Here is a 14,042-nt window from a genome sequence, read left to right as displayed (position 1 = left end):
CATGGAGCTCCTCTGACCCCAATGTCGCAACAGTAACGACTGACGGGCTGCTTACTGGAGTACAGGCCGGCTCGGTACAAGTGACAGCGAGCAAGGATGGGATAAACAGTAATGCAATCAGTGTTGATGTGAGTAACGCAGTCCTTGTTTCGTTGCAGATCACTCCAGCCTCACTGACCGTGGCAAAGGGGCAGGTCCAGTCCTTGGCTGCTGTGGCCACATACAGTGATAGTACGACTGCGGACGTGAGCACCTCCGTGGCATGGAGCTCCTCTGACCCCAATGTCGCAACAGTAACGACTGACGGGCTGCTTACTGGAGTACAGGCCGGCTCGGTACAAGTGACAGCGAGCAAGGATGGGATAAACAGTAATGCAATCAGTGTTGATGTGAGGCTGTGGATATCGATACCTGGGGTTGGTGATTTCTCCGTTCCTAATAATGTGAAATATATTTGGGGTTCTGCCTCTTCATATTGCCAAAACCTTTCATTAGATGGTTATGGAGGGTGGAGATTACCGGCCACAGATGAACTAGTTGCATTGTATACACTATATCAATCTAACAATATCTTATCAGTTCTCGGTTGGAGTACGGACAATGGCTATTGGTCATCAACCTTTGTTGGGAATCATGAGGTCGTAAATTTATTAGATGGTAGTATTTATGGCGACAATAATGACTATTACATAAATTACGTAACATGTGTGCGTTAATGAATGTGTCAGTTCTGTTGCATTAAGGAAGGTACGAACAAATCCCTGATGTTATATCATGAACCCCACTTGGCATCAGGGATGAGGTTCAGCATGAGTCAAACGGGCGCTAGAGAGGTGATCACATGGCGAGGTAAGCCCGCCATTATCCGATGTGACAATAGCCCGGAATACCTCAGCGAAGTAACCGTTCACCGAGAGTGGGTTGACATGAAAAATGGGACGATCGGCAACGACTCGTTTTCTCTTGGTATCAAAGGCATACCAAAGCCAATGACGATGGTTTTTGTTGCCGACATAAGCCCATTGCTCATCAAGTTCACAGATAAGCGCCACCTTTTCGGAGGTCACTTGCCTTGGGGAGAGTTTTTTAGGGCGCGTATGACGGTGTTGATGCCAATCTTGAGGACGCGAGCGGTATCACGCACGCCTGAGCCGTTGAACGCCATATCAACAATCTTCTCTTTGACCCCAGGCTTGCGGGCTTCATAGGTGTAGGTGAGCTGAAAGACATGAGGACAGGCAGGGCAACGGTAACGAACGTGACCGGCAGGGGTCTTGCCATGGCGATATACGCGGTCGGAGTTGCAACGAGGACAGTGAACGGTGATGGATGCCATGAAGCTATGAGTCTCAAAGGCACCCATCATACCAGCTCAACCGATCGGAGGCATCACCCATTCTTGGGGTGTGAAGTCCAACGGAACGAAAATGTACGTTAGCGGAAAATCGGTATGGCGGCCAAATCTGATGAGGTGAAGATGGTAGCCCGTCCCCATTGGGGCGCAGGCTATCAGCGCTTTGGAAAAGCCGCCCTGCTCGAATGTCCATTTGGCTTTTTGCTCTTGCATGTATGGCTCCCCAAGCCAAGATTGAAGGTCTGCCTACACCAATCGAAATCAACTATTGATTGATCAATTTTGCATTTCGATGGGTGATGACTGATGGTCATTATCACGTGATGTCCTTGATCGCTTCGATCAGTTTTCCTGTATTGATGCTTTTTCTCATATGGATCAATCCACGCATCAATTTGGCGGCTGTCAGCTTTTTTTGTGTTTGTTGCTGTAACTCTTCAACCCACAAATTCAACTCAGCCCGTTCATCGGGAGTCAATCGAATGGGGGTCGGCGAGGTGCCGGTGGTGACATTGCGTCTGCTGCCGACAGTGGTTATCTTGTCTGACCGTGATTTTTCTTTGCGCCGAGTAAGAGCCGAACTACCTTCCAGTTTTGACATTTGTATTACCTTTGTAATTCATTAATCTTCTGCAACACTTCTGTGGCAAGATTTTTATAATCCATAACTGCAAGTGCGCCTGGACGATAAAAACGGAGTGGCACACTTGTGACACTGGCTTGACCGATGGATTCCTCCCGTCTGACACAGGATTCAAGGACGCCTCCAGGCCCCTCCTTGCCAACCCGATCGTTCAGGGCTGCCAACTGTTCATCCAGAAAGTCGTTGATCAATTTGTTTTGTTTGGCTCGTTCATTTCTAAAGGCGAAATAAGGAACATGCTCAGTCTCCTTTACCTCTTCCAAAGCATCCAGAAGGTCGGCAAGACCGTTGAGGCTAAAGGAACCACCATCGACGGGGATCAAAAACATATCGGCGGCCATCATGGCATTGGTACTGGTTAAGCTCAGGTTGGGCGGGCAATCCAGGAGGATGATGTCAAATTGGCCCTGCAGCTTCTCCAGGTGACGCATCAAGATCCGTTCGCGGTGTATTTGGGTCAGGCTCTGCTCGATGATCCGTGACAGGCTGATGTCAGCGGGTACCAGGTAAAGATTGGGAATGATCTCACCGTTGGCCATGCATGGAATAATGGTGGCATTGATATCAATCCGTTTGGGCTTGTCGAACAAGTCCGCGACCGTCAGATCGAAATCGTATTTTCCACCGGATAGCACAGTGCTCAAATTGCCTTGTGGATCCAAATCAAACACCAGCACGCGCTTGCCAAGCTCTGCAAACCGTGATGAGAGATTGATGACTGTGGTGGTTTTACCCACGCCTCCTTTTTGGTTTATCACTCCAATTGTCGTTGTCATGTTTCAGTCACCTTGCTACATGGTTGGATGTATTTCAAATGTAATACATTTCAGTGTTGGTTACAAGGGGTGAATGTATTACATTTGAAATACATTAAAAAAATAGATACACATCAATGTATCACACATGTAATACATTTTTGTTGGTGATATTACGGAGTTATGTATTACATATGAAATACAATGTATGGCTGTGGCGCTAATTTATTATACGGTGGCTGTTTTATGCGTTGTGTTACACACAGAACAGTAGAGAGCGCTAGTGTTGGCTAGATAGACTACTGCCGTACCGCAGGGGCTTGTCCCCTGTGGGCGGGGAAGTTGTCCACCGTGCGGGGTTAGCCGTGGCAACCGGCCATGATCGGCCCGACCGGATAATCCTCTTGCCGATGGACTTGCCGCTGCAGATAGTACCCCAGATCCGGCATCCCGGCCTGACGCAGGGCGCTGGCCACCGTCATCGAGCGGCGGTCGGCCTTAGGCAGCAGCACCCTTCCCTCGTTGTGGGGACGAGGCAGGTCACCGGCGTACCAGGTGGCCTGCAGTGCCCGCATCGCCTCAAACAGCTCATCCCAGAGCAGCGGATCGCGGGTGATGGCGAACAGCTCAAACTGCTCGGTGAGGGCGTTGATAGCGGCAGGGTTAAGCTGGTAGCCCTTGAGCATCCCTGTGAGCTCGACCGGCAAGCGGGCGACTCCGGCCAGGTAGCGGGCAGTCGCAAAATGATGGCTGCCGCCGCTGTTGATGAGGCAGGGGCCGCTTCAGAATTCGGAAAATAAAGCACGGTAAGCCAGTGGCATGGCTAGCACTCTCATAAACGACCGTTTTTGAGAGGCATCAATGAGAATCAGATCCGTGCCAGTGCTGGTATGGCATGTTACTTTCTCGAAAACCACTCTCGTATTGCACGGCTGAAACAGCCGAGTTTCGAGAACCTCGAAAATTCTGTGTCTAGGGGGGAGCAGCTTGCGCAAAGCCGCGCCGTTGCTGGGTATCGAATCTCTTAACGTGCTTTATTTTCCGAATTCTGAAGCGACCCCAGGCAGATCCGGCCATCCCAACCGTGATAGAGAAAATAGTCGCCGCACCCCGGCTGCATGATCCTGACTTCACCATGGGCCAGGTTGCGGGCGATGTTGTCGGGGCTAGGGTCATCGAGGTGGCGCCTCGGCAAAGCCATCCAGATCGGTAAAGTCCTCGAGGGGGCTCTTGGAGGCACAGAGCACCTGCACCTGACGAATGTCACAGGCACAGCGCTCAAATTGTGCCTGTTCGCAGAGAGTGGCCAGGGCATCGACCTGGATAGCGTGACCCTGGTATTGGCCGTGTACCCGCCCCCAGCCACGCAGCTCGCCGGGCTGGGCGTCCCTGCCTGCCGGTCGCCACTCGTGCCAGCGAATGATGCTGGCGGTACTGACCGAGGGGGGGAGATCGAAGGTACACCCCAAGCGAACCATCTGGACAGCGAGCCCCTAGAGTAGTAAAACCACTTAAAACACTGTCATTTTCAGAAGACGATTGCACAGAATGTCGAAAGCCTAGTGCACTACCAAAATGCTTCATCCACCATTGAGCAGCTTTACGCCATCACCACGTAGCTCGCCTTTTGGCGAAACATGTCGATATAAGGTCTGCCGAGTGATACCTAGCTCCTGACACAGATCTCCGACCTTGGTTTCAGGTTGCCCCATCGCGGCCATCGCCAACCGTAGCTTGGCTGCGGTCATCTTGAACGGTCGGCCACCTTTCCTGCCGCGTGCCCGTGCTGATGCCAACCCCGCAATGGTTCGTTCGGCGATCAACTCTCGTTCAAACTCAGCAAGCGCAGCGAAGATGCCGAATACAAGCTTGCCAGCGGCAGTGGTGGTATCGATGGCTGCGCCGTGGCCGGTCAACACTTTGAGGCCAATGCCACGCCCAGTGAGGTCGTGGACTGTGTTGATCAGGTGGCGCAGATCTCGCCCGAGACGATCCAGTTTCCACACGACCAATGTATCGCCTTCGCGCAATGCCTTCAGACAGGCTGCCAGTCCAGGGCGATCCTCTCGTTTACCGGAAGCCTGATCTTCGTAGAGATGGGAGGGGTCGAGGCCAGCAGCAATCAGTGCATCACGCTGTAAGTCGGTTGCTTGTGAACCATCCGCTTTCGACACCCGCATGTAGCCAATTAACATTTTGCACCTGTCACATATACGTTCGATTATGTGACATTTTGAATTGAAAGCGCTTGTTCGTCAAAGTGCGTCACTTAACCAGTCACTTATACTATGAAATGCAAATGGTCCAGTTGGAACATAATGTGACAAAACTTCAGGAGAGATGCCCTCTTGCACAAACGATCCTTTTCGGTCAATGCCAAAGCCCTTTTCTGATGATATGGATTAATCGTCGCTACGAGCTGATTGCATCTGTGCCAGCTGGACCCAAGAACGGCAGAGCAGGTCATGCCATGTGAGAGGGGAGGTATTGTCTGTGCCGTTGCTCTGGCGACGGGGTTGCTGATTTTCATCAAGCGTGTAGGGATGGATGTGGACTATCCGCAGCAACCATTGCTGGCCCCCTCTACTGGGAACCTTCTGCTCATCAATGACCAGAATGTCGGACAAGAGGCGTATTTTTGTGAAGGTGTACCACATAGACCAAGCTGAACCGCCTAATATGGCAGCGGCCTCTCGTGTACTGACCAGGCGTTGCTGTTCATAGAGCCAGTGCGCTACCTGCAAGGTGCGGGGAAGGGGTTTGTCAGTTGGATGGCTTGCCAATGGCCTCTCCCATTTTATCTGGCTGGCGCTGGATGGGCGTGCGTTGAGAATTGTCAAACGTGATGACCTTTGCTAAGGTTCCGCCTCTTTGCGGGCCTATAGCTCAGTTGGTTAGAGCAGAGGACTCATAATCCTTTGGTCGCAGGTTCGAATCCTGCTGGGCCCACCACAACGCCAGAGTGGTGAAATTGGTAGACACAGCGGACTTAAAATCCGCCGGGCACATAAGCCCTTGCCGGTTCGATCCCGGTCTCTGGCACCATTGTTTTTTGGTTGCTAACGCCAACCATTCTGCTGATATAACCCTCTTTGTGTCGGCGCCATGTTGGGCTTGGGGCTTAGGTTCTGCAAGGTGGTTATCTGCGCCGGCGTCCCGAGCAGCTCTCGGGATGGGAGGTCAGTTCACAAATCCCCAAGTGATGCTTGGGGATTTGTCTGTAAGAGACAGCCTTGGGGCCGGTTATTGCTGTCAAACATTGAATCCAATGTGCCTTCCGGTTGGAAGCTCGACATCTACGCGTAGCTTTCCCCCCATGGCTTCCACATAGCGTTTCATTGTGGACAACTTTATATCGTTGCCACGTTGCTCCATCGCCACTACTGCTGGTTGACTGACCCCCAGTGCAGAGGCTAGTTCCACCTGAGAAACCTCAAGCTCTTCGCGCAGAGCCTGGAGGCGAACCTCGAGCAGCAGCTCGTTGGCCATTTCCTGGATCCTTTGTTGGCTATCTACCGAGCGGGATGCCAACATCTCCTCTAGTGTTCTGCCCATTATTTTATCTCCAACGAAGTTAAGTGCTTGGCATACTCAGCCTCAGCAACTGGCAGCATCTCTTTGTAAAACCGCTTGTCGTTGCCTCCTTTATTGCCAGCACACAAGATGATGGCTTGACGCTGGGGGTCGAAAGCGAAGAACGCGCGGAGCGGCTCACCCAAGTGCTGTACTCTCAGTTCTTTGAGGTTGTTGAATCGCGCCCCCTTGATGGTATCCACCAAGGGGCGGCCAATTGACGGGCCTCCGTGTGCCAGAGCCAGTAACCCAGCCAGCACTTTCTCCTGGGTTGCGTTGTCTTGCTGATCAAACCACTGGTCAAACAAGCTGGTCGTTTTTATCGCCCACATAGCGCACCTTTTTATAACCTATAGATTATATTTTATGTCGGTTAGCGCAAGACTGCAAGGTGGGGGCTGGGCGCAATGGAACAGGGAAGTCATTAAAGCGGGGGAAAGAGCGCGTCGGGCCACCTGGTTTTTCGTATAGCCTGAGCAACCATCGTCATAGCGAAAGTTGTTTTAAAATTGTCAGCAAAGATGGACTGGCTTCATTTGATTCTTTATTATCTACCACCTGCTTGGCGTCTGGTGCTGCCTGAACCATCGGGTGCTATGTGGTATTCCTTTCGTATCCTGTGCATGTATGTGTGAGACTTCTGCCCCGCGGCTACTTGGTTGCGGGTTTTTTTTTTTGCTCTGATGCGTTGTCGAGAGCAAAAAAAAGGCCATTAAATGGCCTCAAATGTCTATTGGTCGTAGAAGCTCTATGACAGATGCAACCATACGGAGCTGCTCCTGTCTGGATGAGTATAGCGCAGTCAGTGTGGGCCGATAGGAGAGGTAAGACCGAGCGGAACCTTGATGGGTTCGCTGCCCATGGAGAGTGGCAAGATGCCCTTCAATCGTTATGAAGATAATATCTATCTGGATAGGCTGATCCAAGAAGCGATCAAGCGATGGGATCCCGCCAAACCACGGCGCTGGTTGGCTCGCTATGGCAGCCTGCATGCTCTGGGCATTGGCAACGGAGAATGCGCTCAGAGATACAGGGAGATCCAGGCGCAGGCCATTGCGTTAACGCGACGAGGAACGCGCCCTGAAAGCACAGGTTCACTCCCCAACATTATCTACCCGGATTGGTGAAAGACCATCACGTTGCCTACCCCATCCCCCAAGGGGAGAACAGGGGGGGCTGGTCAGTGTCTGCCCTTAAACTGCCGCGCTTCGCTTGCCTGCTGGGTTGTTCGTCGCAGCGAAAAGATGCCGCTCCTCAAAGCCCAGCCGTGACATGCTATTGCTTGAGTCCTGTGAGCCAGCTTGCGATCAATTGAAACGTGATTTTGATTAATCAAATGGAGCTTTTGATTATTGCAGCACCTCAGTCAATGCTCTCGAGGTGCTGCTCCTGCACCCGTTGCCACTTCTTGCATTCAGCGCTGTTGCCCTGCTGTGTCCAGTAGCCGCAAATCATCCCGGCCAGCTCCGCGGCCAGGGCATGGTCACCATCCCGGCGACTCACCAGGTAATGGGACAGGTAGTTCTGGTATTGTTTCAGGCTCATCATCACTTACTCGTGGGTGGCAGATACCGGGGATGTTACCTGCAATCCCCATCGCTTAGCGCCATGCGTGATCCCGGTATCCGCCATAAAAAGGTTGGGTGCTTGCGACCATGAACAAGCCATCTGAACAACCCCGAAAAGGCGGGGCGACGCCCCGCCTTGCCGGTGTTACCTCTTCGCTTCGTAGGCCAAGTTCAGCCGGATCTCCGTTTGTCCCTGGTGAACCTCAAGTTCACACAGGGAGTCTCGTACCAGGGAGATGACCCCCAGTGCGGTGATGCACACGATCAGCAGCGACACCACGGCGGTTTTTCCAAACATACTTGCCTCCTTCGGCAGAAGAGGCTTAAAATCAGTTTGCGAAGACATGAATTGGGCCTCGTTGGTTAATGAAAATTGACCTTCGGGGCCTTCGTCTATCTGGCTCTTGCTTGCGCTTGAGACAGACAGCCTCAAGCACCCGCGCCTATGATACAACCTCGACGCCCAATGTCCCAGAGAAGCCGACAAAACGACAAGCGAGAGCACCTGGCTCACATCGATACACTGCTGCAGGAGGCCATCAGCCAGTGGCAGCCCGAGCAGCCTCGCCGCTGGCTGGCCAAGTATGGCGGCTGGGCGTTTGAGGGGAATAATCCCCTTGTCCTGGAGTACCGGGCTATCCGCAGGCAGGCCATGCAGCTGCTGAAGCGACGCCGCTAACGGCGAAGGCTTGCCATCAAAATCGCCATTAGATTATTCATTATCGGATTTTGATAGTTGGCGAGATGATCTGATAGCCCCGTTGCTCGCGTCGGCGACACTCCTGGTGGAAATAGTGGGTTGCCTCGTGCTCACCGGGAAAGGCTTTAACCAGTATCTTGCCCCTGGCCGTGCCCTTGCGGCCAAACACCTTGACCACCGTCCAGTCACCAAACAGGTCTTTTTGCAGCAACAGCGCGTAGTGGCGGGTATCTCGCTGGTACTGGATGAGGGTGGTGGCCATTGTCTTCTCCTGAGGCGTTGTCGGCATGGTGGCATGAGCGGTGGCGGGGTATCGCTCAGGTTATCCACAGAAGTGGGGGACAGGGTTGTGTGCAACAGGGGATAACCGTGTATTTCTGGTGGCGCAGGCGGCTTTCATCGCATAGTATGGGTGGTGCCGCTTGAGTCATCATGCGCTTTCCATCCTCACCTGGAAAGTTCCTCGTCACCTGATCCAAGCGGCTCATTTCCGATCTGACCCGCGTCAGCAAACATGCCATTACCCCGCCTCTTCCAAGTGGCGGGGGTTTTTTTTTTCNGGTGGCATGAGCGGTGGCGGGGTATCGCTCAGGTTATCCACAGAAGTGGGGGACAGGGTTGTGTGCAACAGGGGATAACCGTGTATTTCTGGTGGCGCAGGCGGCTTTCATCGCATAGTATGGGTGGTGCCGCTTGAGTCATCATGCGCTTTCCATCCTCACCTGGAAAGTTCCTCGTCACCTGATCCAAGCGGCTCATTTCCGATCTGACCCGCGTCAGCAAACATGCCATTACCCCGCCTCTTCCAAGTGGCGGGGATTTTTTTATCTCCTGCCCGCCGCCCCTGGTTCGTTACTGGTGATGTTTTGCTGGGGCCATCGGCAAGCCTCTACACATGTTGTACCTCCTCCTGAGGCATCGTTACTGTTTCGCCTTGACGAATTTGCGTGCGTATTTTGTTCAGAGATGCCTTGCCCGAGATCACACGATCTATGCACTCATACAGAGATTGCCAACCTGGAAAGTAGTTGTGATTTGGTGCCATTTTGCGATCCCACAGGTCTTCCCACCACATAGATCGCGATGCTTCCTTGAGTAGCGCCCCTGGGTGAGTGTTGCCACCAGTCAATTGCTTAATGTCATTGGGCTTCAGTTGATATCCTAGAACCATAATATCGCTACCCATCTTGGTATAGCGCTTATACAGGAGTTCCAGTGTCACAAAGAGGGCGGCCAGAGATGCTTCACCGCCTGCACCAATCGCTTCTGATACATGGATTGGTGTGTAGAACGTCCGAAAGTGACTTTTGTCGGATTCCTTCACGATGTACAACTCACCGGTATCGTTATCGGCCCGGATCAGGTACAAGGTTTTGACTGTTCCATCCGACGGGGCATCGGTGGTGTCGTTCCAGGTCAGCAGCCAATCCACCGCCTCGAAGGGGTTCTCGGACAAACGGTGATATTCGGGCGGATAAAGTGTTTTATCGCCATGCTTTAACCACTCTGAATTGACGCCCAGGAAACTTGCAATGGCTTCCAATTGGGCAAAACTCGGTTCTTTTTCCCCAAGAAACCAGTCTTCGACTTCGCCCGCTCGTTCTTCCTTAATGGCCTCGGCAATGTGTGAAGGGGCGAGGTCTCTGCCTTGTTGGCCGGCGTTGACTTGAGTCAGCATGAGGTTGAGGCGTGCTGCGACTGCTTTGCAGCGGGAATTCCGACTGTCCTGCACCGACAATGGTTCAACCCATGCTCGCAGAGCTTGTCGGGCTTCTGCCTCTGTCGAGCGGTCGTGGCGATTGGCCAATATTTCAAGAGCCTGAAAGATCTGACTGGGGATGTTTCGAATTGCAATTTTTTTGAACATGATGCCTACCCGCTGATTGATATCAAAGTGACATCGAAAAGATATCACTTTGAGTCCTTTTGCGATATGAGCATTTGGTGAGCGGCTTGACGATCCGGTGGAACAACTATCAAACCATCTCAATATTTTTATGCAGTAGGCCCTTGGGATGCGGGGTTATGGCATGAGCTTCCGGCTCCTGTTGTCACAAACCATCAAATGCAATTTTTGAATAATCAAAGGCGGTATTTGATGGTTGTGGCTGGCTGATCTCGATGAGGTGTCGAGCTGTGATCATGTCGGTTAGGCTGTTGTTTGCCCCGCCTGCTCGTCGGTTTTCCTGAGTGCGTTGAGTTTGGCCATGGCTCGCGCTCGATCCCCATCACTGATGGGGGTCTGCTCGCCGTGTGGGCCAAGTCGATAAGGGGCTCTGGTGAGGGCCTTGAGGTAGGAGATCCGGCGGCAGTGGATGGCCAGGGCTCTGGCTATCTGCATTTTATCAAATGGCTCGCCTGCTTGCAGAAGGTGTTCGGTGATCTCTTCGAGGATCCCAATCTGCAACGGGACAGCTTGACCCTCCGGGAACAGGGCTGGCCAGTGTTTGCGCAGGCACAGCAGCAGGGGAGAGGGGGCGTTGGCTTTCTTTCTGGGCTGCTTTCTCTCGCCGGTTTGGGGTTGTGGTGGCGTGCTGGGGTGATCGGCTGGCTGTGCGATCTGTGGCTTGTTTTTGTTGAGGCTCAGCACTGGGCGGGCGGTGATGTCACTCACGATTTCCTCCTGGGGCATTGATTTCTGGGGATCACGGTACCGAAACAGGCAAAGCGATGCAAAAACCATGAGGGGCGATGCCGCGGCTGCAAATGTCTGTTTTCATTCCCCTGAACAAGGCTGGGCGCGTTGCGCCCGCTCTTTGTTGCTGCCGGGTGGCACCGTAGGTGCGGCGCGCCGGTTCCTCCCTGTACCCGATGGGGCATCCTTGCCTTGAAAACGTCATAACACACTGCTGCCGGCCCCGTCCGGGGAACCCTGCTGCCCTCTGCCATCGTGCAATGCCCCGCATTGCGGGACGCAAACAGCCTTCAAGCGGCTTTCGCGGCATATCCTCGCCGCGAAAAGCATACGGCTGCGGTATTCCACGTCCGCTTGACCCGCTGCAGAGCATTGCGTGTTGGCCTCGGGCAGCAGGGAATGGCGACCACGCCGGACGCCTCTTGCTGACCTCGATAGCGAGGCCAATACCATGTCACGATTCCTTCTGGGTGATAGCGTCCACATCATGTCCACCTTCCCCGATAGCGCGGTCGATTTCATTCTGACCGACCCGCCCTATCTGGTCGGCTTTAAAGACCGTGCCGGTCGCTCGATTGCCAACGACGTCACCGACGAGTGGGTGCTGCCTGCCTTTGAGCAGATGCACCGGGTACTCAAGCCTGATGCGCTGGCGGTGAGCTTCTACGGCTGGAACAAGGTTGACGTGTTTATGGCCGCCTGGAAGCAGGCCGGATTTCGGATTGTCGGCCATCTGGTGTTTACCAAGTCCTATGCGTCCAAGGCGGCCTTTGTCGGTTATCGCCATGAGTGCGCCTATCTGCTCGCCAAGGGGCGGCCCCAGGTGCCCGGTCAGCCGCTGCCGGATGTGCTGCCCTGGGCGTATTCAGGCAATCGCCATCACCCGACCGAAAAGCCCGTGGGCTCATTAGGGGTTTGAAGTCCAATGGAACGAAAACGTACGCTAAGGAATCCGATATAACGTAGTAAGGGGCTGAACGCCCCTTCTGTGGGGGGAAAGGTTAACAGTCGCGACTTTTACAGGCGTAGAACTCGATGTCCTCTTCGTCCCATTCCAGGGGGCGCTTTAAAGCCTCTTCGGCGGCTTTCACTACATCTGAGTGGGGATATGCAACTGTTCCACTGAATGCATCCACATCATTGATCTGGTAACGTAACTTGGTGCAACAGTACGTATCAGTATCAAATACGCCAAAATCACAGCCATTACAGGGGTAATCCCCATCACTCCAGCCTGGACCATCATCTACTGGGACTACCCGGAATAGCCGTCCTAAATTATCTTGTGGCAGTTGAAATTCAATTTTCACTCATATACCTCGCTTCTATGCCCGATCATCACCGCCACAATCACCAGTTCATCATCCCGGAGCTCACATATCACCCGATAATCTCCTACCCGATAGCGCCAGTACGTTCGGAAGTTGCCAGTTAATGCCTTGCCTGCATCCCTCGGATCTTCCAGCATCATCACCCGCCGCAAATACTTGGTGATCCGCTGGGCTTGTGTCTTGTCTAATTTTGCCAACTGCTTCTTGGCTGTATCGGTCAGTTCAACTTTCCAAGCCAAGGTCACGCTCCACGTCATCTAACGAGAACAGGGGCTCTTCTCCCTTGCGAACCTTTTCCATCACCCGCTCGGCCAGATAGTAATCCTCCAGCTCTTCCAGGTGAGTCAGAATGGCTTCACGGGCATAGAACGTCTTGGTTCTTCCCGTCTCTTGCGCCAAGTGCGCCAACCGCTCTTCGATCTCCGAAGGCAAGCGAATCGCTAACATAGGTCATCCTTATATCTTGATATACGTGTATATCGTAGTGTGTTCCTGAATTTCTGTCACGCTTTAAAGCGAAGTTAAATGACCAATGCCTCTGATGCTGCCAAGGTGCCTGCCAGCACTTTGTAAACGGTTGAACGACCGATCTTCAACTGTCTGGCGATGTCTGTTGCCCCAACTCCTTGCTCATGAAGAAAATGAACCTGGGCTTTATCTACGGTGGGTTTTCGCCCGAACTTGACCCCCTTGGCCTTGGCTTCCTGGCGGCCTTCGTTGGTTCGTTCCAGGATCCGCAGGCGTTCAGCCTGAGCTACAGCAGATAGGATGGTGACCACCATTTTTCCCATGGTGCCTTCGGTGCTGATCCCGTCATCCAGAAACCGGATGGACACGCCCATCGAATCAAATTCTTTGATGAGCTGGATCATGTCCGCTGTATCGCGCCCCAGCCTGTCGAGTTTCTTCACCAGGATAATATCGCCTTCCTCTACCTTGAGCCGCAGCATCTGGAGACCTTCGCGGTCAACATGGCTGCCAGACTCCTTGTCGGTAAAGATCCGGTTGCCCTTAACCCCTTCGGCCTTGAGAGCCTTCACCTGGACATCAAGGGACTGTTGACTGGTAGAAACCCGAGCATACCCGAAGAGTCTCATGGCAAAACTGTCTCCTAAATCGTTTTATAGAATTTTTGTCTATCAAGTGCGGATAATCGAATTAATAGACAGTTTAGGCCGGTCATTTTGGAGTGTCTACAAAGTTATGAATTAATGGACAAATTTCCTTAGCGTACAGATCCGTTCCATTGGGCTTCAAACCCCGCGACTAAAAAACAATCTACTTTTTCAGCTTCTCGATCTCCTCCATCATTTCAATTGCCCTCTTGGATGGCCCTGAATGCTCAGGGTATAAAACTTTAGTTTCCGACGGCCTATTTGACTGACCATAATCTTCGTGTTCGTAAGAAATCCTAATTTTATGGGCCTTCCTAGATTTCCGCTCAATTATTTCCATTTCAATTTTATTGAATTCTGTTGAATCT

The 14,042-nt window shown here is 52.7% G+C and carries 23 protein-coding genes, 2 tRNA genes and 1 pseudogene; 6 read left to right on the top strand and 20 right to left on the bottom strand.

Going from position 1 to position 14,042, the window contains the following annotated elements:
• Window positions 1–716 (top strand): Ig-like domain-containing protein (locus CAK78_RS01940; protein ID WP_141214103.1); only part of this gene is annotated, 716 nt, incomplete at its 5' end.
• 228 nt (window positions 717–944) lie between these two features.
• Here CAK78_RS01940 and CAK78_RS01935 read toward each other — a convergent pair.
• The 8 genes and pseudogenes from CAK78_RS01935 to CAK78_RS01905 form a co-directional block, all read right to left on the bottom strand.
• Window positions 945–1,359: pseudogene (locus CAK78_RS01935) on the bottom strand (IS1 family transposase); the annotation flags it as partial.
• A 13-nt stretch (window positions 1,360–1,372) separates the two neighbouring features.
• On the bottom strand, window positions 1,373–1,567 hold the full coding sequence (locus CAK78_RS23025) for a hypothetical protein (protein WP_254924679.1): 195 nt from the start codon (window positions 1,565–1,567) through the stop codon (window positions 1,373–1,375).
• Between the two features lie 103 nt (window positions 1,568–1,670).
• Complete coding sequence (locus CAK78_RS01925; protein ID WP_017413076.1) at window positions 1,671–1,955, bottom strand: hypothetical protein; 285 nt, start codon at window positions 1,953–1,955, stop codon at window positions 1,671–1,673.
• Window positions 1,956–1,960: 5 nt separating this feature from the next.
• On the bottom strand, window positions 1,961–2,773 hold the full coding sequence (locus CAK78_RS01920; RefSeq protein WP_094696170.1) for a ParA family protein: 813 nt from the start codon (window positions 2,771–2,773) through the stop codon (window positions 1,961–1,963).
• Between the two features lie 338 nt (window positions 2,774–3,111).
• Window positions 3,112–3,519, bottom strand: a complete 408-nt coding sequence (locus tag CAK78_RS01915; protein ID WP_369597508.1) for a DUF6685 family protein — start codon at window positions 3,517–3,519, stop codon at window positions 3,112–3,114.
• A gap of 257 nt (window positions 3,520–3,776) precedes the next feature.
• Window positions 3,777–3,953 carry a DUF6685 family protein gene (locus tag CAK78_RS23315; protein ID WP_369597507.1) on the bottom strand — a complete coding sequence of 59 codons (177 nt, stop codon included), beginning with the start codon at window positions 3,951–3,953 and terminating at the stop codon, window positions 3,777–3,779.
• Window positions 3,925–4,230: a hypothetical protein gene (locus CAK78_RS01910; protein ID WP_254924677.1), complete on the bottom strand. Its 306-nt coding sequence runs from the start codon at window positions 4,228–4,230 to the stop codon at window positions 3,925–3,927. Before CAK78_RS01910 ends, CAK78_RS23315 begins: the two co-directional genes overlap by 29 nt.
• Window positions 4,231–4,332: 102 nt before the next feature.
• On the bottom strand, window positions 4,333–4,947 hold the full coding sequence (locus CAK78_RS01905) for a recombinase family protein (RefSeq protein ID WP_094696168.1): 615 nt from the start codon (window positions 4,945–4,947) through the stop codon (window positions 4,333–4,335).
• Window positions 4,948–5,627: 680 nt separating this feature from the next.
• Between CAK78_RS01905 and CAK78_RS01895 the strand changes: the two genes are divergently transcribed.
• Together CAK78_RS01895 and CAK78_RS01890 are read left to right on the top strand one after the other, a co-directional pair.
• A tRNA-Ile gene (locus CAK78_RS01895) sits at window positions 5,628–5,704 on the top strand.
• Window positions 5,705–5,708: 4 nt separating this feature from the next.
• A tRNA-Leu gene (locus CAK78_RS01890) sits at window positions 5,709–5,797 on the top strand.
• A 207-nt stretch (window positions 5,798–6,004) separates the two neighbouring features.
• Here the strand turns inward: CAK78_RS01890 and CAK78_RS01885 are convergent.
• The gene (locus CAK78_RS01885) at window positions 6,005–6,241 is read right to left on the bottom strand and encodes a helix-turn-helix domain-containing protein (RefSeq protein ID WP_019841192.1); all 237 of its coding nucleotides are present in this window, start codon (window positions 6,239–6,241) and stop codon (window positions 6,005–6,007) included.
• A gap of 65 nt (window positions 6,242–6,306) precedes the next feature.
• Window positions 6,307–6,657 (bottom strand): type II toxin-antitoxin system RelE/ParE family toxin, encoded by a 351-nt coding sequence (locus CAK78_RS01880; protein ID WP_019841191.1) that lies wholly within the window; start codon window positions 6,655–6,657, stop codon window positions 6,307–6,309.
• A gap of 543 nt (window positions 6,658–7,200) precedes the next feature.
• On the opposite strand from CAK78_RS01880, the gene CAK78_RS01875 reads away from it, so the two are divergent.
• Window positions 7,201–7,452 (top strand): hypothetical protein, encoded by a 252-nt coding sequence (locus CAK78_RS01875; protein ID WP_254924676.1) that lies wholly within the window; start codon window positions 7,201–7,203, stop codon window positions 7,450–7,452.
• A 235-nt stretch (window positions 7,453–7,687) separates the two neighbouring features.
• Here the strand turns inward: CAK78_RS01875 and CAK78_RS01870 are convergent, their stop codons facing one another.
• Both CAK78_RS01870 and CAK78_RS01865 read right to left on the bottom strand, forming a co-directional pair.
• On the bottom strand, window positions 7,688–7,873 hold the full coding sequence (locus CAK78_RS01870; protein WP_017412827.1) for a hypothetical protein: 186 nt from the start codon (window positions 7,871–7,873) through the stop codon (window positions 7,688–7,690).
• Window positions 7,874–8,038: 165 nt separating this feature from the next.
• A complete protein-coding gene (locus tag CAK78_RS01865; protein WP_005321445.1) occupies window positions 8,039–8,191 on the bottom strand; it encodes a Hok/Gef family protein in 153 nt (50 codons plus the stop codon).
• Window positions 8,192–8,359: 168 nt separating this feature from the next.
• Between CAK78_RS01865 and CAK78_RS01860 the strand changes: the two genes are divergently transcribed.
• A complete protein-coding gene (locus CAK78_RS01860) occupies window positions 8,360–8,572 on the top strand; it encodes a hypothetical protein (RefSeq protein ID WP_094696166.1) in 213 nt (70 codons plus the stop codon).
• Window positions 8,573–8,612: 40 nt separating this feature from the next.
• Here the strand turns inward: CAK78_RS01860 and CAK78_RS01855 are convergent, their stop codons facing one another.
• The 3 genes from CAK78_RS01855 to CAK78_RS01845 all read right to left on the bottom strand — a co-directional run bounded on the left by CAK78_RS01855 (window position 8,613) and on the right by CAK78_RS01845 (window position 11,225).
• Window positions 8,613–8,855 carry a WGR domain-containing protein gene (locus CAK78_RS01855; RefSeq protein ID WP_019841189.1) on the bottom strand — a complete coding sequence of 81 codons (243 nt, stop codon included), beginning with the start codon at window positions 8,853–8,855 and terminating at the stop codon, window positions 8,613–8,615.
• 627 nt (window positions 8,856–9,482) lie between these two features.
• On the bottom strand, window positions 9,483–10,460 hold the full coding sequence (locus tag CAK78_RS01850; protein WP_141214101.1) for a FitA-like ribbon-helix-helix domain-containing protein: 978 nt from the start codon (window positions 10,458–10,460) through the stop codon (window positions 9,483–9,485).
• Between the two features lie 282 nt (window positions 10,461–10,742).
• Entirely contained in the window at window positions 10,743–11,225 is a 483-nt protein-coding gene (locus CAK78_RS01845) for a ProQ/FINO family protein (protein WP_254924680.1), read from the bottom strand.
• A gap of 454 nt (window positions 11,226–11,679) precedes the next feature.
• On the opposite strand from CAK78_RS01845, the gene CAK78_RS01840 reads away from it, so the two are divergent.
• Complete coding sequence (locus CAK78_RS01840; protein ID WP_369597505.1) at window positions 11,680–12,147, top strand: DNA methyltransferase; 468 nt, start codon at window positions 11,680–11,682, stop codon at window positions 12,145–12,147.
• Between the two features lie 82 nt (window positions 12,148–12,229).
• Here CAK78_RS01840 and CAK78_RS22575 read toward each other — a convergent pair whose 3' ends face one another.
• The 5 genes from CAK78_RS22575 to CAK78_RS22950 form a co-directional block, all read right to left on the bottom strand.
• Window positions 12,230–12,538: a hypothetical protein gene (locus CAK78_RS22575; RefSeq protein ID WP_141214100.1), complete on the bottom strand. Its 309-nt coding sequence runs from the start codon at window positions 12,536–12,538 to the stop codon at window positions 12,230–12,232.
• Window positions 12,535–12,804 carry a type II toxin-antitoxin system RelE family toxin gene (locus tag CAK78_RS01835; RefSeq protein WP_236764934.1) on the bottom strand — a complete coding sequence of 90 codons (270 nt, stop codon included), beginning with the start codon at window positions 12,802–12,804 and terminating at the stop codon, window positions 12,535–12,537. The genes CAK78_RS22575 and CAK78_RS01835 overlap by 4 nt, the downstream gene beginning before the upstream one ends.
• Entirely contained in the window at window positions 12,782–13,006 is a 225-nt protein-coding gene (gene relB / locus CAK78_RS01830) for a type II toxin-antitoxin system RelB family antitoxin (protein ID WP_039216019.1), read from the bottom strand. Before relB ends, CAK78_RS01835 begins: the two co-directional genes overlap by 23 nt.
• A gap of 74 nt (window positions 13,007–13,080) precedes the next feature.
• On the bottom strand, window positions 13,081–13,656 hold the full coding sequence (locus tag CAK78_RS01825; RefSeq protein WP_094696162.1) for a recombinase family protein: 576 nt from the start codon (window positions 13,654–13,656) through the stop codon (window positions 13,081–13,083).
• A 181-nt stretch (window positions 13,657–13,837) separates the two neighbouring features.
• A partial coding sequence (locus tag CAK78_RS22950) for a hypothetical protein (RefSeq protein ID WP_217900805.1) occupies window positions 13,838–14,042 on the bottom strand: 205 nt, incomplete at its 5' end.

Origin of the sequence: Aeromonas sp. A35_P (assembly GCF_002259925.1) — a bacterium.
GTDB lineage: Bacteria > Pseudomonadota > Gammaproteobacteria > Enterobacterales > Aeromonadaceae > Aeromonas > Aeromonas dhakensis.
The sequence above is the reverse complement of the archived record's forward strand: the minus strand, read 5'-3'. Positions and strand labels throughout refer to the sequence as shown.